This window comes from Streptomyces apocyni, assembly GCF_009739465.1.
Taxonomy (GTDB): Bacteria; Actinomycetota; Actinomycetes; order Streptomycetales; family Streptomycetaceae; genus Streptomyces; species Streptomyces apocyni.
This window is the reverse complement of the sequence record NZ_WHOM01000052.1, coordinates 20,250-39,711: the sequence shown is the minus strand read 5'-3', so window position 1 is coordinate 39,711 and position 19,462 is coordinate 20,250. Positions and strand designations below refer to the sequence as shown.

Below are 19,462 nucleotides of genomic sequence, written 5' to 3'. Positions count from 1 at the left end.
GGATGCCCCTGTGGGCGGTTCTCATGACCGCAGGACCACACCGGTCCGCACCGGTCCGTACTAGTCCGCACCGCATCTCACTCCCGTGTCTCACCGGACGGACGCGCGTCCGTCCGCCTTCCGGGACCGGCTAGGCTCCCTTCCGTGGCTGAGATCCAGATTCCCGCTGACATCAAGCCCGCCGATGGCCGTTTCGGCGCGGGCCCCTCCAAGGTGCGTACGGAGGCGCTGGCAGCCCTGGCCGCCACCGGCACCTCTCTACTCGGTACCTCCCACCGCCAGGCCCCGGTCAAGAACCTGGTGGGCCGGGTCAGGGACGGCGTACGCGACCTCTTCCAGCTCCCCGACGGCTACGAGGTAGTGCTCGGCAACGGCGGCTCGACCGCGTTCTGGGACATCGCGACGCATGGCCTGATCGAGAACAAGTCGCAGCACCTCTCGTTCGGCGAGTTCTCCTCCAAGTTCGCCAAGGCCGCGAAGCTGGCGCCCTGGCTGGCGGACCCGTCCGTGATCAGCAGCGACCCGGGCACCCACCCGGAGCCGCAGGCCGAGGTGGGCGTCGACGTCTACGCGTACACCCACAACGAGACCTCGACCGGTGTCGCCGCCCCGATCAAGCGGGTCGCGGGCGCCGACAAGGGCTCCCTGGTACTGGTGGACGCCACCTCGGGCGCGGGCGGCCTGCCGGTCGACATCGCCGAGACCGACGTCTACTACTTCGCGCCGCAGAAGTCCTTCGCCTCGGAGGGCGGCCTGTGGCTCGGCGTGTTCTCGCCCGCCGCGATCGAGCGCGCCGAGCGTATCCACGCGAGCGGCCGCCACGTCCCGGAGTTCTTCAGTCTGCCGACGGCGATCGACAACTCCCGTAAGAACCAGACGTACAACACCCCGGCGCTGTCCACGCTCTTCCTGCTCGCCGAGCAGCTGGACTGGATCAACGGCCAGGGCGGTCTGGCCTGGTCCACGGCTCGTACGAAGGACTCCTCGTCCCGGCTGTACGGCTGGGCCGACGACGCCAAGTACGCGACGCCGTTCGTCGCCGACCCGGCGCAGCGTTCGCAGGTCATCGGCACGATCGACTTCGCGGACGAGATCGACGCCGCCGCGATCGCCAAGGCGCTGCGCGCGAACGGCATCGTGGACACCGAGCCGTACCGCAAGCTGGGCCGAAACCAGCTGCGGGTCGCGATGTTCCCGGCGATCGACCCGGCTGACGTCGAGGCGCTCACGAAGTGCATCGACTACGTGATCGAGCAGCTCTAAGCAGCAGCGGTAGGCAGCTGTAAGCAGCAGGAGCGAAGGTGGGGGCCGCCCATGGGGCGGCCCCCTTCGTGTGCGCCTACCGGCTCAGCCGCTGAAAGCGCCGTACGGCCAGCGGCAGGCAGATCGCCGTGATCACCAGTGGCCAGAGAACGGCCATCAGTACGGCGTTCTCCTGCACCCAGCTGCCGTCACCGGCCACCGGGTTGCCGAACAGCTCGCGCGCGGCCACCGCCGTCGACGAGATCGGGTTCCACGCGGCGACCGTGCCGAGCCAGCCCGGCATCGACGAGGTCGGTACGAAGATGCTGGAGATCATCGTGAGTGGGAAGATCACCACGTACAGCGCCCCGGCCGCCTCCGGGTTCGGCAGGGTCAGGCCGAGCCAGACACCGACCCAGATCAGCGCGAACCTGAGCAGCAGCACCAGGCCGAAGGCGCCGAGCGTCGCGCCGAGCCCGCCGCCGGAGCGCCAGCCCATGGCGAGGGCCGTCAGGGCCAGGATCGTCAACTCGGCGGTGGCCACGAGCAGGTCGGTGACTCCGCGTCCGGAGACCACGGCGGATGGCGCCATCGGCATCGAGCGGAAGCGGTCGGTGACGCCCTTGACGGCGTCGTTGACGACGATGGTCGCGGTGTTCATCAGACCGAAGGCCATGGTCATCACGAACATCCCGGCCATCAGATAGTCGCGGTACTGCGCGCTGCCGCCACTGCCGCCGCTGCCGATGCCGCTGCCCGCGTCCCCGGGCGGCTTCATCGCGCCGCCGAACACATAGCCGTACAGCAGCACGGAGATGATCGGGAAGCCCAACTGCCAAACGATGCTGATGGGTTGCCTGCGGTAGTGGGTGAGCTCGCGACGCACCACGTTCCAGTTGTCGCTGAGGGCCCAGAAGATCCGGCGCTCGCCCGCCTCCGCCGTCGCCTCTTCCGGTTCCGGCGCCGCTGCTCGCACTTCGGTGGCGCTCATACCGCGGCCCCCACCTTCGCCGTACGGTGTCCGGTCAGCCGCAGGAAGACATCGTCCAGGCTGGGCCTGCGCAGCCCGATGTCCTCGACCGCCACCCCCTCGTCCCGCAGCCTGCGGGCGGCTTCGGTGAGCGCGGCGACCCGGTCGTGCACGAGCCCGTGTACGCGGCGCTCGCCGTGGTCCGTCTCGGGGGCCTCGCTGCAAACCCCGGAGAGCACCTGCCAGGCCCGCGGAATGTCGGCGGTCTCGCGCACCACCACCTCGATACGGTCGCCGCCGACCTCGCTCTTCAGCCCGTCCGGGGTGTCGTCGGCGATGGCGCGCCCCTGGTCGATGACGGTGATCTGGGAGGCCAGCTTGTCCGCCTCGTCCAGGTACTGGGTGGTGAGCAGTACGGTCGTGCCGTCCGCGACCAGCGCCCGTACGGCGTCCCAGACCTCGCCCCGGCCACGCGGGTCGAGGCCGGTCGTCGGCTCGTCCAGGAAGAGCACGTCGGGGGCGAGGACCATGGACGCGGCCAGGTCCAGGCGGCGCCGCATTCCGCCGCTGTAGCCCTGGACTCCCTGGTCAGCGGCGTCGACCAGGTCGAACCGGTCGAGTAGTTCCGCTGCGCGCTCTCGCGCCCGGGGCCCGCCCAGATGGAAGAGCCGCCCGAACATCTCCAGGTTCTGCCGCCCGGTGAGGACCTCGTCGACGGCGGCGTACTGGCCGGTGAGCCCGATCCTGCGGCGTACCGCCCGGGGATTCCTGGCCACGTCGACACCGGCCACCGTGGCGCGGCCGCCGTCCAGCCTGAGCAGCGTGGCCAGGATGCGTACGGCGGTGGTCTTGCCCGCGCCGTTCGGGCCGAGCAGGCCGTGCACGGTGCCTGGGCGTACGGCGAGGTCGAAGCCCGCCAGTGCGTGTGTGTCGCCGTACCTCTTGCGCAGCCCTTCGGCGTGCACGGCATAGGTGCCCACGGTCTGTCTCCCGCCACTCGAAGCCCACTGGGTACGCCGTACCCAGAATCGAGTACACCGTACCCTATTGCGCGTACGGCGTACCCACTTTTCCTGGGACGCCCTAAGCTGAGCCCCATGAGCAGCACCGAAGCGACCAGCGGCACCGGAAAGATCGCGCGCAGCCTGGACCTCCTCTGGAACACCGGGACGCGCCCCGCCCGCGGCCCCAAACCGGGCCTGTCCATCGACCGGATCGTCACGACCGCCGTGGAACTCGCCGACGCGGAGGGCCTGGACGCCCTCTCCATGCGCCGCCTGGCCACGGAGCTGGGCACGGGCGCCATGTCGCTCTACCGGTACGTCCCGGGCAAGGCCGAGCTGCTCGACCTGATGATCGACCGCGTACAGGGCGAAAGCCTGGACGCGGAGGGCGCGACCGGCACGGACACCGCTGACGGGTCCGAGGCCCCGGACTGGCGCACGGCCGTGGACGCCATGGCCCGCGGCTTCCTGAACCACTTCCGCCGTCACCCCTGGCTGCTCAAGGTCAACCAGGCCCGGATACTCCTCGGCCCCAGCGCCCTGCGCGGCTTCGAACTGGCCCTGGGCCCGCTGAAGAGCATGGGGTTCTCCGACCCGGAGATGATCTCCGTGATCGTCGCGGCACAGAACTACGCCACCGGTGTGGCCCGGATGGAGATCCAGACCGCCGAGGCGGTGCGGGAGACCGGCCTGAGCGACGAGGAGTTCTGGGACAGCCAGCAGCCGTATCTCGAACGGGCCATGGCCAGCGGCGATTTCCCCCGCCAGGCGGCGCTGTCCGAGGACGCCTTCACCGCCGACATCGACCACTTCGAGTTCGGCCTGCACCTGCTGCTCGACGGCCTGGAAAAACGGGTCGCGGAGCGCGGCCAGTCGGGGGAATCACCGCGACGGGCCTGAACGCCCGGGTGACATGTCGCCCAGACCGTGCATGCATGGACGGCATGACGCCACCAGACAGCCCGACCCCCACCCCCACCAGCCCGGCACTCGCCCCCTTCGTCAAGCAGTGGGCCGTCCTGCTCACCAGCCACAAGCGGGACGGCACCGGCGTCGGCACGCCGGTGAACATCGCGGTCGAGGGCGACCACGCGTACTTCCGTACGTACGCCAAGGCCTGGAAGGCCAAACGGATGCGCAACAACCCCGTGGTGGAGATCGCCCCCTCAACCGTGCGCGGCGCCCCGACCGGGCCTGAGATCAAGGCCCGGGTCCGCCTGCTCGACCGGGACAGCGACGAGAACACGCACGCGGCGAAGGCGATCGCCCGCAAGTACCCGTTCATGCACGGCTTCCTGGTACCGCTGGCCCACAAAGTGAAGCGGGACAAGACGCTGCACTACGAGCTACGCGTTCTAGGCGAGTGACTCATTTCCTCCGCAGCAGTCGCTTGAGCCCAAACGTCACGCCGAACGCGAGGGCGAGGACAACGGCACCCAGAGCGTAGTTAGGACTGCCACCGTCCTCGCCAGCCTCATCCCCACCCCCAGCCGAACTCCCGTCCCCCGAACCGCCCTTGGACGGCGACTCACTCCCCTCCCCCTCCGAAGCCCCCGGAGCCGGAACCGGCTCCACCGGACTCCGCTCCCCCTCAGAGCCGAACATCAGCGTGGAACCGTCAGCCGTGTACGTCACCGACTCACCCTGCCGCTGGAACGGCACGCGCACCCGCTCCCCCGCACCACTGAGCCCGCCGTCCTTCCACGCATACGACTTGGCCTCGAAGTAGCTCCGCAACACCAGCCGCTGACCGTCCGGCGAGAAGGCCCCGTCGGTGGTCCACAGGTCGACGTCCGCGACCCGCTTGAAGACATTGGCCCCCGACGCGGACAACTCCTCAGGCCCAACAAACAACCCACCCCCCTTGTCCTTCTTCTTGTCACCGATGTAGACCCGCCCGGTCTTCGGATGCACCATGAGCGCCTCGGCGTCGCGCGCGCCACCCTCGTACTTCACGACGTACTGCGTGGCGGTCACGGTCACGTCCCGCAGCTCCTTGGGCTCCGGCAGCCGGTAGATCCACACATGGGACCAGCCGCCGCCGGTGTTGTCCCCGATGTCCCCCACGTACAGATCCCCGTCGGGCCCGATCGAGATCGCCTCCACGTCACGCGGCTCCCCGACCCCCCGCAGGGTGACCGTGGCGACGGTCTTGCCGCTCTTGGAGTCGACGGCATACAGGTAGGGCCCGTCATCACTGTCGTTGTGCGTCCAGTAGACCCCCGGATGGCGACTGCTGGCGGCCAGCCCACTCGACTCGACGATCCGCGGATCCTCGATGGTGAAGCTCTGGTTCCCCCCATCGGCCACAGCGCCCCCGGCACCCCCCACCACCAGGGCACCGACAACCCCGACCACGACACCCACGACACCGACCCAGGACCCTGAACGCATACCCCCACCCTGCCACCCCACCGCACCTACCCACCCGATCTCCCGTGCTCAGACTCACATCGCAGATACGCGCCCCGATCAGCGATGATGACCGGATGCTCAGGTTCCTCTTCGTCGGTGACTCGATGACCATCGGCAGCGCGGGTGAGTACACCTGGCGCTACCGCATGTGGCAGCACCTGTGCGCCTCCCACGGCGGCCCGTTCCGCATCGTCGGCCCCCGCGAGGCGCTCTACGACAAGGCGGCCGAGGCCCCCCTCTCGTACGACTACGCCGACCCGGACTTCCCCAGGCGCCACCTGGCAGGCTGGGGCGAGGGCTGGCTACACCTGGCCCCGCAGATACGCGAGGCGGTGTCCGCCACCAAGGCCGACGTGATCCTCGCCTCCCTCGGCCTGATCGACCTGGGCTTCTACACGGACCCCGAGCAGACGGCGGCGAACGCCCGCCACTTCATCACGGAGGCCCGCGCGGCGAACCCGGAGGTGGCGATCGTCATCCTCCCGGTGATCCCCAACATCCGCGCCGAACAGGACGAGCCCTTCGCCACGGCCGTAGCGCGCTTCAACGAACTCCTGGCGAAGACGATCGCCGACCTGGACACCGACACCTCCCCCCTCCTCCTGGCAACGATCCCACCCACCTACGACATCCACTACGACACCTACGACGGCACCCACCCCGCCCCCTCCGGCGAACACAAACTGGCCGCCGCCTTCGCCGACGCGATGCACCAGGCGTGGGAGATGGGCGCGCCGTATCCGGAGGCTCCTGCGTATCGTTGAACGTGTGCCGAAGTGACGGGTTCTCGCAGACAGGACCGAGATGACCGACGACAGCGGCACTGGGCCGACTCTGGACGCGATGTTCGAGTCGCTCACCCGCATGCCCGCCCCCGAGGGACACAAGGTCGAGATTGTCGAGGGCACGGTTTACCAGACCCCGCACCGGGACACCCATTGGCAGGTCATCGCCAGCGTCTACGATCAGCTGCGGACCAAGTACCCCCGAGGGCGCATCAAGTCCGACGTACGCATCGACTTCCCCGGCCACCTCAACGGCTTCGCGGCTGACGTGACCCTCTACACCCAGCCGAAGGACGGCGACTACCTCACCGAGACGACCGTGGCCTTTGGCACCGGAGTCGACCTGACGGGTACGCCCCTCGACCTCGCCACCCTCACCACGGACGACTTCCCCCGCGGCTGACGCCGCCGCTGTCAGGCGGTGGCTCTGGTGTGGGTCTCGGTGGGGGCATGCGGGAGCGTGGCCCACACACGGGCACCGACACCCACGACGTCGTTCCAATCCTCTCGGAATCCCCGCTCAGCTCGCGCGGTCCATGGGCTCGAAGCCGACGTGCAGTCGCGCACCCAGAGCTGCGGCGAGGCGCTCCAGGAGCGGCAGCGTGGGCATCGTGCCGCCTGCCTCGAACCGGGCGACAGCAGGCTGCTGGAGCCCTGCGGCCTGGGCCAGCTGGGCCTGCGTCATGCCGAGAGCCTCTCGCCTCTCTCGTACTTCCTTACCGAGTTCGAAGCGGATACGGGCCGTGTCGTACGCCTCCTGAGCCTGGGGGTGTGCGAGCCCTTCCGCCCGCACCTCGGACCACTGCCTGCGCGCGCTCATCTCAGTGCTCCTCATCCGCCGTGTGCTTCTGATCGATGCAGGTCTCCATCGCCCTTCGAGCCCGCTCGACCTCGCTGGTCTCCCGCATCCGATGCTTGCGGAAGACGGTAAGCAGGATGATCCGACGGCCGGTGGCGATCCAGTAGGTGATACGGAACGCGTCGCCATCGAGATGAAACCGCAGTTCCCGAAGCTTGCCACTCAGCTGCTTGGTGTACGGCTCGCTGAGCAGGACACCTTCCGCGGCCAACAAGTCCACGTAGAACGCGATCTCCCCATGCCATAACAGCGACGTTATGAACAGGCTACCTCGCACCGCAGCTGGTGGCCTCTCGTTCACCCGCAAGAGGAAGCCCCCCGAATCCCGGGCCCAATCCGCTTGCCTAGAGCGCACTCCACGCAGTTGGCTGAGGAACCATGAAGTACACGCAGCTCGGACGTACCGGACTCAAGGTCAGCCGACTCGTCCTCGGCACCATGAACTTCGGACCGCAGACCGACGAAGCCGACAGCCACAGCATCATGGACGCCGCGCTCGACGCGGGCATCAACTTCTTCGACACCGCCAACGTGTATGGGTGGGGCGACAACAAGGGGCGGACCGAAGAGATCATCGGCTCCTGGTTCGCCCGTGGCGGTGAGCGGCGCGACAAGGTCGTTCTCGCCACCAAGATGTACGGGAACATGGGCTCGGACGGCGCCGCCTGGCCCAACCACGACCGGCTCTCGGCGCTCAACATCCGCCGGTCGGTCGAGGGCAGCCTCAAGCGGCTGCGGACCGACTACATCGACCTGTACCAGTTCCACCACATCGACCGCCGCACCCCGGTCGAGGAGATCTGGCAGGCCATCGACGTCCTGGTCCAGCAGGGCAAGATCCTGTACGCCGGGTCGTCGAATTTCGCCGGATGGAAGATCGCCCAGGCCAACGAGGCCGCCCAGCGACGCGGCAGCTACGGCCTGGTCAGCGAGCAGTGCCTCTACAACCTCGCCGAGCGCCGCGCCGAGATGGAGGTCATCCCGGCCGCGCGGGAGTACGGCCTGGGGGTCATCCCGTGGTCGCCGCTGCACGGCGGGCTGCTCGGTGGGGTACTGAAGAAGGAGAGCGAGGGGAAGCGGCGGGCCAGCGGGCGTTCCGCGGACGCGCTCGCCAGCACGCAGATGCGCGAGAAGATCCAGGCGTACGAGGATCTGCTCGACAAGCACGGCCTGGAGCCCGGCGAGGCGGCGCTCGCCTGGCTGCTCACCCGGCCCGGTGTGACCGGCCCGATCGTCGGTCCGCGTACGGCGGAGCAGCTGGCGTCGGCGGTGCGGGCGGTCGAGCTGGAGCTCGGCGAGGAGGTTCTCGGCTCGCTGGACGAGATTTTCCCGGGGCCTGGGCCGTCGCCGGAGGCGTTCGCCTGGTGAGTCTCGGCGAGGCGCGTTCGGCTGGGCGGGCGGGCAGCGTCCAAGATGCCTGTCCGGCCTAGGGTGTCGTGTGGATCTTGCTGGACCAGGGAGCGGGTCAGGTGCGTGCGGCTGCGAGGCGGAGGAGGGAGTCCCGCGGAGCAGCGGCGACTGACGACAACGCCGCAGATACGCGTGCCAGACACCGCGAGCCCAGCGAAGTACCGCCCGGCCTCGGCGTGAATACGGGGCGGGCTCTCGGCCCGCCGCACCCTCCGCGTCTTCCCGTCGACCTCGGCAACGGGGTGACGCTCGACTACTACGAGCTGCGCGACGAGCCGATCCAGTCGCAGCACTACGCGTTCCTGGTGCCGGACGAGCAGTTCGACACCGTGATCGCCCGCCTGGAGACCGTCGGCGTCACGTACTACGCCGATGCCAGCCGCACCGAACCGGGCCGTACCAACGACCTGTTCGGCGGCCCGGGCGCGTACTTCGACGACCCGGACGGCCACAACATGGAGATCATGACCCGCCCCTACGTCCGGCCCTGACGCCACCACGAACGAAGGAGACCGGTCCCGAACGGCGTCGCGTTCAGGACCGGTCCCGGCCGGACCTGCGGGGGCGGAGGCGGTCCGGCGTACGTGCGGGCGGTCGCCGACCGGTCAGGTGTTGCTCAGCGCGAGGTTGCTGGTGTACTTGACCTTGCCGGCCTTCGTCACCGTCGCGTACCAGGCGAACCTCTTGCCGTCGGGCATCTTCTTGGCGAAGTTGCAGACCCGCCAGCCGTTGTGCGCCTTGGCGCCGTACTTGCAGTGGAACCCAGGACGGCCCTTGCTGTTCACCTCGCCGCGGATCTCGGCGGCGAGGCCGTCCGACTTGTTGTCCCTGACCCAGAGCCGGTCGCCCTTCGGCGCGAAGCACGCCTTCGCCACATAGCTCTTCTTGACGAGCACCTCACGGCACATGATGCCGGACGGCGGCTTCTTGCTCGTGGCCGAGGCGGTCTTGGTGTGGATCGTACGGGCTGAGGCGGGGTCAGCAAGCGTGACCGCCATGACGCCCGCGGTCGCCAGAGTCAGAACCATCTTCGTGCGCTTCACGCGGAAACTCCTGTCAGTTCGCCACTAGTCAGGTCCAGTTAGTGGCTCAGCGACATCCTGCGGCATCGGCGACGGAGTGTCGTTGACGATCCGTGACAGAAGGTTGAGCATCCGCGACAGGCGGTGCGGCGTCCGCGCCGTCGACGAGCCGGGCGAGCTGCCGGTACTCGCTGGGCGGCATGCCGTAGGCATACCGGAAGGCGCGGCTGAAGTGTGCCATCGCGGGGAAGCCCCAGCGGGCGGCGATCACGTGGAGGGGAGTGGCGTCCAGGGCGCCGCAGGCGAGCTCGCGGCGGGCGCGTTCCAGCCGCTGCTCACGGATGTAGGCGGCGACGGTGAGCTCCTCGTCGGCGAAGAGGCGGTGCAGTTGGCGGGTGGACAGGTGGTGTGCGGCGGCGATGGTCTGGGGTGACAGCAGCGGGTCGCGCAGGTTCCGCTGGATATGGGACCGGACGCGGGTGACGGTGCTCCGCCGCTGGGTCTCCGGGGCGAGCGAGGCTTCGGCCTGGAGCTCACTCGCGAGCAAGCCGGTGAGGAGGTCGAGGAGGACGGTGTTCAGCCGGGGCACGTCGGACGGCTCGTACACGTCGCGATCCTCGACGACGCGGGTCACGTACTGGACCAGCAGCGCGCCGAAGCCACTTCGCCCCGACAGCCGCCGCCCGAGCAGCTCGTCCACATCTTGCCGGCCGGGCAGCCGGAGCAGCTCGCGAGGGATCTCGATGCCCACGCCCCGCAGCAGTTCGTCCTCCTTGAGCGAGGACACCTCCAAGGGGCGGGACATATCGATGAGGTAGAGGTCGTCGGGGCCATGGACGGTCTCCCGCCCCAGCTGACTGACCCCCAACCGGCCGCTGCCGGGGAGCATCACGGTCACGTGGTAAAGGCCGGGGTCGGACTGGCGGATCAGCCGTGGGGTACGCCGGTAGCGCGTCGCCTGTACGTGTACCGGCCAAAGGGACACGTCGCCGAGCCGTACGAGGCTCTGCTCGCCCCAGAAGTCGGCGGCGTGCACGCTGACGACGTCCATCGGCGCCGCCGCGCGGCCGGAATGCTCCCGCCAGGCGTCGAGCCTCTGCTCCTGGGGTACGTCGTCGGTGTGGAAGGCGATGGTCGGCAGCACGTTGTTCTCCCCCTGTTCGCGTACGGGGCGTCCGGCCCGGTACGAGTCTGACGGGCATCCCGCCGGCCGGCCCTCCCCTGTGGGATCGGCAGGCGGGATCCGTCGGTCATCGGCGCACGTCCGCCCCAGCCAGGCTCAACTGCCCTTACCGCACGACGGTTGACGCGGTTGTGCTGTTCCCCGGCACGGGTTGCGGGTCCGTCACGGTGAACGGCGCACCCCGTGCGCGGGCGAGCCGCCCCGTCCGCGCCGAGAGAACGCGGCCGACTGCGACTCGGCATACCGCCGCCACTCACGCCGGGTGCCGCTGGCAGAGTGGTCACCACGCAGGTGCCAGAGGCCGGGCGAACGGAGCGCCCCCGACTGGGGTGGCGGTGACAGCAGTCTCTACAGCTCCCCCCTATCCCGCTAGAGCCATCGGGGAACTGGGAAAAGATGAGGCGTCCCAGGCCCCGGGAACTGCTGGGACGCCTCGCGCACGGGCAGCGTGGGACAGCCCGCAACGGGCGGGCGACCGGTGCCGGGCCAGGCCAGGCCGGCGGAGACGCGTTCACCGCGTTCACCGCGTTCACGCCGTTCACCGAGGCGTACCGGGACGAGGCGCTGAAGCATCCGGGACACACCGGCGCCGCGTACCTGGCCGCCGGCCCGGGTTCGGGGAGAGCACGTCTACGCGGTCGTCCGGTCCGGCCCCCTCGACTTCCACGAGCACGTCCTCGCTGGCCGGCCGGTCGGTGGCCGGGTCACGTCGCCGGTCGCGGCGGACGGCTGGACCCGCTTCCCAAGGGGCCCACTCCAGGCCCAGGCTCTCCTCCAGGTAAACGAAACGGCCTAGCCGACCGCGCTCGCCACAGCGATCGCGGCGAACAGCAGGAGCAGCACAGCCGCCATAATCCGGTTTCTGGTCTTCGGGTCCACCCCATGAGGTTAGGGCCTGTCCGGCGGATCAGGCCGACCCGGGTGTCGGGTACCGTCTCGCTGCTGCCGAGCGGGGTCTGGTGCGTGCAGCTGCAAGGCGGAGGATTGAGGCATCGCGGAGCGTCGGTGATGGACGACAACGCCGAGGGGGTCCCTCCCGCCCGAGCTGAGCGAAGCGAGTTCGAGGGTGGGGGCGTGCGTGCCAGACCCCGCGACCCCAGGCACGATCCGCCGGGGAGGCGCTAGCCGGGTGCGCCCAGGGGCCAGCGCCCGACCACCTCGTACCGGGGGCGTTCGCCCGGGATTCCGCTTGTGGGGAGGTGGCTGCGTACGAGGGTGAGCTCGTCGACCGTCCACGGGGTGCCGTCGAAGGCGTGGAGCTCGGCGGCGTACGGGCGGAGGTCGACGGTCGAGGGTCCGCCACCGTCCCGCCGGGCCGTGCGGCTTCGGGCCAGCGTCAGGTGCGGGGTGAAGCGGCCGACCGGCCCCTCCATCCGCACGTCCGCCTTCCGTGCCGCCGCCGTCGCGCGTTCCGCGAGGCGCCGCAGTACGTCCAGCTCCCCGGCCGCCCCGACCCACAGCTCCCGGTCCCTGAATCGGCCGCCGCCGCGCAGGCCGATCTGGAACGGGTCCGTACGGTGCGCGGCGCGGGCCAGCCGCTCGGTGAGGGCGGGGAGCGTCTCTTCGGGGACCTCCCGCAGGAACGCGAGCGTGAAGTGCCAGTGCTCTCGCTCCATCCAGCGCAGCCGGTCCGCGCCGGGGAGTGCGTGCAGCGTATGGACCTCGGCGGCGAGTTCGGCGATGGCCGGGGCGGGCGGCAGGACAGCGACGAAGAGTCTCACACGTCACTCCTTCCCCGCCCCGGCCGCCCTCAGCCACACTGCCGTCGGACACACGCCGTCGGACACACCGGCGTCAGGCCGTCCTCAGGCCGCCGTAGCCAGCGATTCCCGTTCGCGCGGCACGAACCGCACCTGCGGGGCCCCGCCGCGTATGCGCACGCGCAGCCGCAGGTCGCCGATCCGGGCCAGGATCAGCCCGATGGTCAGCGCGGCCAGCAGCGACACGGCGCCGCCCGCGGCGAAGCCGACCCTGGCTCCGTAGGTGTCGGTGATCCAGCCGACGAGGGGCGCCCCGAGCGGCGTACCGCCGGTGAAGACCATCATGAACAGGCTCATCACCCTGCCCCGCATCGCCGGGTCGGTGGACATCTGCACGCTGGAGTTGGCGACCACGTTCACCGTCAGGCCGAACATGCCCAGCGGCACCAGCAGCGCCGCGAACAGCCAGAAGGACGGTGCGAAGGCGGTCACGATCTCCAGTACGCCGAAGGCCACCGCCGCGGCGACCAGCAGCCGCAGCCGCGAGCTGCCGCGCCGTGCGGCGAGCAGTGCTCCGGACAGGGAGCCGATGGCCATCAGGGTGTTGAGCAGACCGTACGTACTGGCGCCCGAGTCGTAGACGTCGTCCACGAAGGCGGTGAGCCAGATCGGGAAGTTGAAGCCGAACGTGCCGATGAAGCCGACGAGCACGATCGGCCAGATCAGCTCGGGGCGCCCGGCCACATAGCGCAGCCCTTCCCTGAGCTGTCCCTTACCGCGTGGCGTGCGCACCGCCTTGTGCAGTTCGGCGGGGCGCATGAGCGCGAGGCCGATCAGCGGTGCGAGGAAGGACAGGCCGTTGAGCAGGAAGGCGTATCCGCTGCCGACGGCGGTGATCAGCACACCGGCGACGGCGGGGCCGACCAGTCGCGCGGACTGGAAGTTCGCGGAGTTCAGGCTGACCGCGTTGGCCAGTTGGTCGGGGCCGACCAGCTCGGAGACGAAGGTCTGCCGCGCCGGGTTGTCGACGACGGTGATCAGACCGAGGACGAACGCGGTGAGGTAGACATGCCAGGCCTGGACGTGCCCGGCGAGGGTCAGCACGGCGAGCGCGACGCCGGTGACGGCCATCGCGGACTGGGTGAAGAAGAGCGTGCCGCGCTTGGGCAGACGGTCCACGAGGACGCCGCCGTACAGGCCGAACAGCAGCATGGGCAGGAACTGCAGCGCGATGGTGATACCGACGGCCGACGCGGAGCCGGTCAGGGTGAGCACCAGCCAGTCCTGGGCGATGCGCTGCATCCAGGTGCCGGTGTTCGAGACCACCTGCCCGGTGAAGAAGAGCCGGTAGTTCCGGTTCTTCAGCGAGCTGAACATGCTGGGCTTTGCGGGCTCGGCGGGCTTCGTTGAGTCGATGCGGGTGGTGGGATCGGGGGTGTCTGGTCCGGGTGCGGAGTCTGCTCCGGGTCCCGTACTCAAAAAAGTTCGCCTCCTAGGCGGTCGTTGTCACAGGTGTGCGAGCTTCTCCAGGACGGGCGCGGCGGCACGCAGCTTCGCCCACTCGTCCTCGTCCAGGTCCTCGGCCAGTCCGGCCAGCCAGGCGTTGCGCTTGCGGCGGCTCTGCTCGAGCATCGCCTCGGCCGTCTCGGTCTGGCTGACCACCTTCTGGCGGCGGTCATCCGGGTGTGGCTCCAGCCTGACCAGCCCCTTGGCTTCGAGCAGAGCCACGATGCGGGTCATCGACGGCGGCTGCACATGCTCCTTGCGGGCGAGCTCGCCTGGAGTGGCGGAGCCGCAGCGCGCGAGGGTGCCGAGCACCGACATCTCGGTAGGGCTCAGCGACTCGTCGACTCGCTGGTGCTTGAGTCGACGGCTGAGCCGCATGATCGCGGAGCGCAGGGCGTTCACAGCGACAGCGTTGTCGCCATCGGATAGGTCCGGCATGTAGTTAGCGTAACTCATTACCCTGACTAAGGACCAGTCGAATACGCCTCAGTCGATACGACATCCACCAACATCACTCATACGAGTGAGCTGGTTCCGAAAAGTGACGCACCGGCCGCCCCGCCCCCGCGACGCTGAAGCGCATGGCGACCAACGTGGGGACCAACGTGCTCAGCCTGCGAATAGACGGAGAGCTGCTCGACCGGCTCCGCCAGCATGCGGCCAAGCGAGGAATGAACGTCCAGGACTATGTGGTCCGGACGCTCATCCGTGACGACTTCGACGAACGCTTCAAGACAGCGGTCGACGAGACGGAGAAGTTCTACGGCGTGCCTTGACGACCACCCGTTCGCCCCGCGGCCTGCCGCGCGCGCGGCCCTCGTAAGCTGGTCGCATGGCCGGACTCTTCTCGGGACCCATCAAGCACGAGGCACCAGAGCCCCTGGAGGGGCCGGTGGTCCCCACCATCGTGGGCGGCACCATCCTCTGGTTCGTGGTGTTCCTCGCGCAGCTCCCGTTCTACGGCTGGTTCGACGACCGCGACGCCACCTGGTGGGTGTGGACCCCGCTGGCCGGTGCCGGGCTCGGGCTGATCGGCATCTGGTACGTACGCAAGCGCGACGCCGCGATCAAGCGGTCGCTGGCGGCGGAGGCGACGCAGCCGACGCAGACGGCAGAGTCAGCCAAGGGGGCGGAGTCGACCGCGGCCCCCGAGGACGACCCGTCGTAGGGCGCGCGTAGTCCCCAGGTCGGATCTTCGCCCCGGGCACCCCTGATTACCCACCCCTCAGTGGGTAAACGGCGCCCCCGCCCCGTACCGTCAGAGGCATGACGCAGCGGGCAGATCTTGACACCGACGGACCTGAGCCAGGGGGAGGACGGCCGATCAACGCTGGGTCCGAGCTGGACCCCGTACACCCGGCCACCCCGCCGGAGTCCGGCCCCTCCGACCGGGCGCGGCAGGCGACGGCCACCGCCGTGGCTGTCGACCCGCGCGGGCTGACCACGTCCGAGGTCGCTGAGCGCGTCGCGCGCGGCGAGATCAACGACGTACCCGTCCGCAGCAGTCGCTCTATCGGTGAGATCGTCCGCGGCAACGTCTTCACCCGGTTCAACGCCCTGATCGGCGTGCTCTGGGTGATCATGCTGATCGTGGCGCCGATCCAGGACAGCCTGTTCGGCTTCGTGATCGTCGCCAACACCGGCATCGGCATCATCCAGGAACTGCGCGCCAAGAAGACCCTGGACAACCTCGCCGTGATCGGCGAGGCCAAGCCGACGGTCCGCCGCGACGGTATCGCCGCCGAGATCTCCACCTCCGAGATCGTGCTCGGCGACCTCATCGAGATCGGGCCAGGCGACAAGATCGTCGTCGATGGCGCGGTGGTCGAGGCGGACGGCCTGGAGATCGACGAGTCGCTGCTCACCGGCGAGGCCGACCCGGTCCTGAAGAAGCCCGGCGACCCGGTGATGTCCGGCTCGTTCGTGGTCGCGGGCGGCGGCGCCTTCACCGCCACCAAGGTCGGCCGCGAGGCCTACGCCGCGCAGCTCGCCGAGGAGGCGTCCCGCTTCACGCTGGTCCACTCCGAGCTGCGCTCCGGTATCTCCACCATCCTGAAGTACGTCACCTGGCTGATGATCCCGACCTCGATCGGCCTGGTCATCAGCCAGCTCGTGGTCAAGGACGACAACTTCAAGGAGTCCATCGCCTACACCGTCGGCGGCATCGTCCCGATGATCCCCGAGGGTCTGGTGCTGCTCACCTCGGTGGCCTTCGCGATCGGCGTCATCCGGCTCGGCCGGAAGCAGTGCCTGGTGCAGGAGCTGCCCGCCATCGAGGGCCTCGCGCGCGTGGACATCGTCTGCCTCGACAAGACCGGCACCCTCACCGAGGGCGGCATGGACGTCACCGAGCTGCGCCTGCTGAACGGCGCGGACGACGGCTACGTACGCAAGGTGCTCGGCGCGCTCGGCGAGTCCGACCCCCGGCCCAACGCGTCGCTCCAGGCGATCATCGACAGGTACCCGGACAGCGAGGAGTGGCGCTGCACCGAGTCGCTGCCCTTTTCCTCCGCCCGCAAGTACAGCGGCGCCTCCTTCAGCGAGGGCGACGGCGAGAACTCCACCTGGCTGCTCGGCGCCCCGGACGTCCTGCTCCCGACCGGCGACCCGACCCTCACCGAGATCGACCACCTCAACGAGCAGGGCCTGCGCGTCCTGCTCCTCGCCCGCGCGGCCAAGGACCTGGACGCCGCCACCGTCGCCCAGGGCGCGCAGGCCACCGCGCTGGTCGTCCTGGAGCAGCGGCTGCGGCCCGACGCGGCGGACACCCTGCGCTACTTCGAGGAGCAGGACGTCGCCGCGAAGGTGATCTCCGGTGACAACGCGGTGTCCGTCGGCGCGGTCGCGGCCAAGCTCCAACTGCCCGGCGCCGAGAACACCGTGGACGCTCGTAAGCTACCCAACGACCAGGGCGAGATGGCCAAGGCCCTGGAAGGCAACGCGGTGTTCGGCCGGGTCACCCCGCAGCAGAAGCGGGACATGGTCGGTGCGTTGCAGTCCAAGGGGCACACGGTCGCGATGACCGGTGACGGCGTCAACGACGTACTGGCGCTGAAGGACGCCGACATCGGTGTCTCGATGGGCTCCGGATCGGAGGCCACGCGCGCGGTGGCGCAGATCGTGTTGCTGAACAACAGCTTCGCGACGCTGCCCTCGGTCGTCGCGGAGGGCCGCCGGGTCATCGGCAACATCACGCGTGTGGCGACGCTCTTCCTGGTCAAGACCGTCTACTCGGTGCTGCTCGCGCTGCTGGTGGTCTGCACCCAGGTCGAGTACCTCTTCCTCCCCCGCCACCTCACCCTCCTCTCCACCCTCACCATCGGCGTCCCGGCCTTCTTCCTGGCGCTCGCGCCCAACAAGGAGCGCGCACAGCCGCACTTCGTGCGCAGAGTGATGCGGTACGCGATCCCCGGTGGCGCGATCGCCGCTCTCGCCACCTTCGCCACGTACTTGCTGGCCCGCCACCACTACGTCGGCCCTGGCGCACGCGAGGCCGAGACCAGCGCGGCCACCCTGACCCTGTTCCTGATCGCGATCTGGGTCCTGGCGATCATCGCGCGCCCGTACACCTGGTGGCGGATCGCGCTGATCGGCACTATGGGTGCCGGGTTCCTGTTGGTGATGGTCGTGCCCTGGCTTCAGGAGTTCTTCAAGCTGCAGCTCGTCGGGGCGACGATGCCGTGGGCGGCGGTGGGTATCGCGGCGGTCGCGGCGCTGGGGATCGAGGTCGCGTTCCGGGCGGTGGATCGGCGGGTCCCGGCGTAGGGCGGGCCCCTGCGTAAGTCGGGTCCCAGCGTAGAGGGCGCGGTGTCGGCGGCGTCGGGCGCGTGGGGGGTGCGACGCCGCTGCGTCTCTTTGGGCGTGATCCCTCGTTGGGCTCCGTGGGCATCGAGCGATGCCGGGAACGGAGATCCCCGTGCGACTGACCGACATCCACCACTGCGACGTCCGGCCCGGCAGGCTCGTGGAGTGGACGCTGCATCCGTCGACCGTCGAGGCGGCGGCCGGTTTGCCGGAAGATTCCCGGCCGCCCGCCTATGTGCAGGAGTCGCACATCCGGACGTCGCGTTCCGTACGCGAGGACGGCCTGTTCGTGCCGACCTGGCTCGGCGCGGCGTTCGACATCCACGGGCCGGTGGAGACCGAGGCCCTCCAGGAGGCGCTGCGGGCCTGGACCCTTCGGCACGAGACGCTGCGCAGCGGCTTTCGCTGGATCGGCGACGAGATGCGGCGTTTCACGCTGGACGTGGACGCCGTCGCCCTGCACCGCGAGGACGTCGGCGACTTCGGCGACGCCACGACGCTGACCCGGTACCTGGAGGATCGTTTCGACGTCGCGGCGGACGCCCTCAGCTGGCCGAACTTCATCTACGCGGCGGTCCTCAGGGAGGACGGCGCGAGCGTCTACATGGCGTTCGACCACAGCAACGTCGACGCGTACTCGATCTACCGCATGCCCGCCGAGATCCACGAACTGTACGAGGCCGCCCGCCAAGGCCACGCCGTGGAGACGCCACCGGTCGCCAGCTACGTCGACTTCTGCGCGACCGAGCGGACGAACGCCGATCAGATCGACGACACGCACACGATCGTCGCGCGCTGGCGTGAGTTCGTCGCCGCGTGCGACGGCACGCTGCCGCCCTTCCCTGTCGACCTCGGCCTCGATCCCGAAGGGCCGCTGCCCACCCAGAAGATGATGCGCGACATGCTCGTGGACGACGCCGACGCGGCGGCCTTCGAGGCGTACTGCCGCCCGTACGGCGGCAGCCCGGTCGGCATCCTCGCCGCCACCGCTCGCATCGTCCACGAGGTCGGCGGGCAGCAGGTGTACCGCACCGTCGTGCCCTTCCACACCCGGGCGAAGTCCGCGTCGATGGACTCGGTGGGCTGGTACGTGGGCGGCGCCCCGATCGAGGTGCCCGTCGCGGGGGCGCCGGATTTCGACGGCGCGCTGGAGACGGTCCGCGTCGAACTGCGCAAGAACCGGCGGCTGTCCCGGATCCCCATCGCCCGCGTGCTGCGCCTGCTGGGCCACGACTTCCGGCCCACGTCTCCGGACCTGTTCTCCATCGTGTCGTTCGTGGACACGCGCGGCATTCCCGAATCGGAACGCTGGCTGGACATGAAGGCGTACGCGCTGCTCCGGGTCTCGTACGGCGACCAGGTGTGCGTCTGGCTCACCCGCAACCATGAGGGCCTGCACCTGTGCTGCCGCTACCCGGACACGCCCGCCGCCCACAAGAACATGCGACGCTACGTCGAAGAACTACGCGCCCTCGTCATCTCGGTGGCCCGGACCACCGCCGCCGTGCCCACCCGCTGAGGGGAGCTAGTGCGGGCTAGTGCGGGCTAGTGCGTGCGGGCTG

At 69.5% G+C, this 19,462-nt stretch carries 20 protein-coding genes and 1 pseudogene; 11 read left to right on the top strand and 10 right to left on the bottom strand.

Annotated features, from left to right (window positions below; genetic code table 11):
- The first annotated feature begins 144 nt into the window (after window positions 1–144).
- Entirely contained in the window at window positions 145–1,263 is a 1,119-nt protein-coding gene (gene serC / locus GCN81_RS14450) for a phosphoserine transaminase (RefSeq protein WP_156724999.1), read from the top strand.
- 76 nt (window positions 1,264–1,339) lie between these two features.
- Here serC and GCN81_RS14445 read toward each other — a convergent pair whose 3' ends face one another.
- On the bottom strand, window positions 1,340–2,233 hold the full coding sequence (locus GCN81_RS14445; RefSeq protein ID WP_156724998.1) for an ABC transporter permease: 894 nt from the start codon (window positions 2,231–2,233) through the stop codon (window positions 1,340–1,342).
- Window positions 2,230–3,192, bottom strand: coding sequence for an ATP-binding cassette domain-containing protein (locus GCN81_RS14440; RefSeq protein ID WP_156724997.1), 963 nt, complete (start codon window positions 3,190–3,192; stop codon window positions 2,230–2,232). Before GCN81_RS14440 ends, GCN81_RS14445 begins: the two co-directional genes overlap by 4 nt.
- A 117-nt stretch (window positions 3,193–3,309) precedes the next feature.
- Here GCN81_RS14440 and GCN81_RS14435 point away from each other — a divergent pair, with 117 nt between their 5' ends.
- Together GCN81_RS14435 and GCN81_RS14430 are read left to right on the top strand one after the other, a co-directional pair.
- Window positions 3,310–4,116, top strand: coding sequence for a TetR/AcrR family transcriptional regulator (locus GCN81_RS14435; protein ID WP_156724996.1), 807 nt, complete (start codon window positions 3,310–3,312; stop codon window positions 4,114–4,116).
- Between the two features lie 35 nt (window positions 4,117–4,151).
- Window positions 4,152–4,583, top strand: coding sequence for a PPOX class F420-dependent oxidoreductase (locus GCN81_RS14430; RefSeq protein ID WP_231626716.1), 432 nt, complete (start codon window positions 4,152–4,154; stop codon window positions 4,581–4,583).
- Between the two features lies 1 nt (window position 4,584).
- Here the strand turns inward: GCN81_RS14430 and GCN81_RS14425 are convergent, their stop codons facing one another.
- A complete protein-coding gene (locus GCN81_RS14425) occupies window positions 4,585–5,610 on the bottom strand; it encodes a hypothetical protein (RefSeq protein ID WP_156724995.1) in 1,026 nt (341 codons plus the stop codon).
- Between the two features lie 95 nt (window positions 5,611–5,705).
- On the opposite strand from GCN81_RS14425, the gene GCN81_RS14420 reads away from it, so the two are divergent.
- Together GCN81_RS14420 and GCN81_RS14415 are read left to right on the top strand one after the other, a co-directional pair.
- Complete coding sequence (locus GCN81_RS14420) at window positions 5,706–6,395, top strand: GDSL-type esterase/lipase family protein (RefSeq protein ID WP_156725053.1); 690 nt, start codon at window positions 5,706–5,708, stop codon at window positions 6,393–6,395.
- A gap of 40 nt (window positions 6,396–6,435) precedes the next feature.
- On the top strand, window positions 6,436–6,819 hold the full coding sequence (locus GCN81_RS14415; protein ID WP_156724994.1) for a PDDEXK family nuclease: 384 nt from the start codon (window positions 6,436–6,438) through the stop codon (window positions 6,817–6,819).
- Window positions 6,820–6,936: 117 nt separating this feature from the next.
- Here GCN81_RS14415 and GCN81_RS14410 read toward each other — a convergent pair whose 3' ends face one another.
- Both GCN81_RS14410 and GCN81_RS14405 read right to left on the bottom strand, forming a co-directional pair.
- Window positions 6,937–7,236: a helix-turn-helix domain-containing protein gene (locus tag GCN81_RS14410; protein WP_156724993.1), complete on the bottom strand. Its 300-nt coding sequence runs from the start codon at window positions 7,234–7,236 to the stop codon at window positions 6,937–6,939.
- 1 nt (window position 7,237) lies between these two features.
- Window positions 7,238–7,552, bottom strand: a complete 315-nt coding sequence (locus tag GCN81_RS14405) for a type II toxin-antitoxin system RelE/ParE family toxin (protein WP_325065108.1) — start codon at window positions 7,550–7,552, stop codon at window positions 7,238–7,240.
- A 101-nt stretch (window positions 7,553–7,653) separates the two neighbouring features.
- Here GCN81_RS14405 and GCN81_RS14400 point away from each other — a divergent pair, with 101 nt between their 5' ends.
- Together GCN81_RS14400 and GCN81_RS14395 are read left to right on the top strand one after the other, a co-directional pair.
- Complete coding sequence (locus GCN81_RS14400) at window positions 7,654–8,643, top strand: aldo/keto reductase (RefSeq protein WP_156724991.1); 990 nt, start codon at window positions 7,654–7,656, stop codon at window positions 8,641–8,643.
- Between the two features lie 245 nt (window positions 8,644–8,888).
- Window positions 8,889–9,176: pseudogene (locus tag GCN81_RS14395) on the top strand (VOC family protein); the annotation flags it as partial.
- Between the two features lie 114 nt (window positions 9,177–9,290).
- On the opposite strand, the gene GCN81_RS14390 reads toward GCN81_RS14395, so the two are convergent.
- The 5 genes from GCN81_RS14390 to GCN81_RS14370 form a co-directional block, all read right to left on the bottom strand.
- Window positions 9,291–9,728 carry a hypothetical protein gene (locus GCN81_RS14390; protein WP_156724990.1) on the bottom strand — a complete coding sequence of 146 codons (438 nt, stop codon included), beginning with the start codon at window positions 9,726–9,728 and terminating at the stop codon, window positions 9,291–9,293.
- 46 nt (window positions 9,729–9,774) lie between these two features.
- Entirely contained in the window at window positions 9,775–10,851 is a 1,077-nt protein-coding gene (locus tag GCN81_RS14385; RefSeq protein WP_156724989.1) for a helix-turn-helix domain-containing protein, read from the bottom strand.
- 1,160 nt (window positions 10,852–12,011) lie between these two features.
- On the bottom strand, window positions 12,012–12,611 hold the full coding sequence (gene thpR / locus GCN81_RS14380) for an RNA 2',3'-cyclic phosphodiesterase (protein WP_156724988.1): 600 nt from the start codon (window positions 12,609–12,611) through the stop codon (window positions 12,012–12,014).
- Between the two features lie 84 nt (window positions 12,612–12,695).
- Window positions 12,696–14,069, bottom strand: coding sequence for an MFS transporter (locus GCN81_RS14375; RefSeq protein ID WP_156724987.1), 1,374 nt, complete (start codon window positions 14,067–14,069; stop codon window positions 12,696–12,698).
- Window positions 14,070–14,096: 27 nt separating this feature from the next.
- A complete protein-coding gene (locus tag GCN81_RS14370) occupies window positions 14,097–14,534 on the bottom strand; it encodes a MarR family winged helix-turn-helix transcriptional regulator (RefSeq protein WP_156724986.1) in 438 nt (145 codons plus the stop codon).
- Window positions 14,535–14,677: 143 nt separating this feature from the next.
- Here GCN81_RS14370 and GCN81_RS14365 point away from each other — a divergent pair, with 143 nt between their 5' ends.
- From GCN81_RS14365 to GCN81_RS14350, 4 genes are all read left to right on the top strand, one after another.
- Window positions 14,678–14,872, top strand: a complete 195-nt coding sequence (locus tag GCN81_RS14365) for a ribbon-helix-helix protein, CopG family (RefSeq protein WP_156724985.1) — start codon at window positions 14,678–14,680, stop codon at window positions 14,870–14,872.
- 56 nt (window positions 14,873–14,928) lie between these two features.
- Entirely contained in the window at window positions 14,929–15,264 is a 336-nt protein-coding gene (locus GCN81_RS14360) for a DUF2530 domain-containing protein (RefSeq protein ID WP_156724984.1), read from the top strand.
- 98 nt (window positions 15,265–15,362) lie between these two features.
- Window positions 15,363–17,861: an HAD-IC family P-type ATPase gene (locus GCN81_RS14355; RefSeq protein WP_156724983.1), complete on the top strand. Its 2,499-nt coding sequence runs from the start codon at window positions 15,363–15,365 to the stop codon at window positions 17,859–17,861.
- Window positions 17,862–18,012: 151 nt separating this feature from the next.
- Entirely contained in the window at window positions 18,013–19,419 is a 1,407-nt protein-coding gene (locus tag GCN81_RS14350; RefSeq protein WP_156724982.1) for a condensation domain-containing protein, read from the top strand.
- Window positions 19,420–19,462 lie beyond the last annotated feature (43 nt).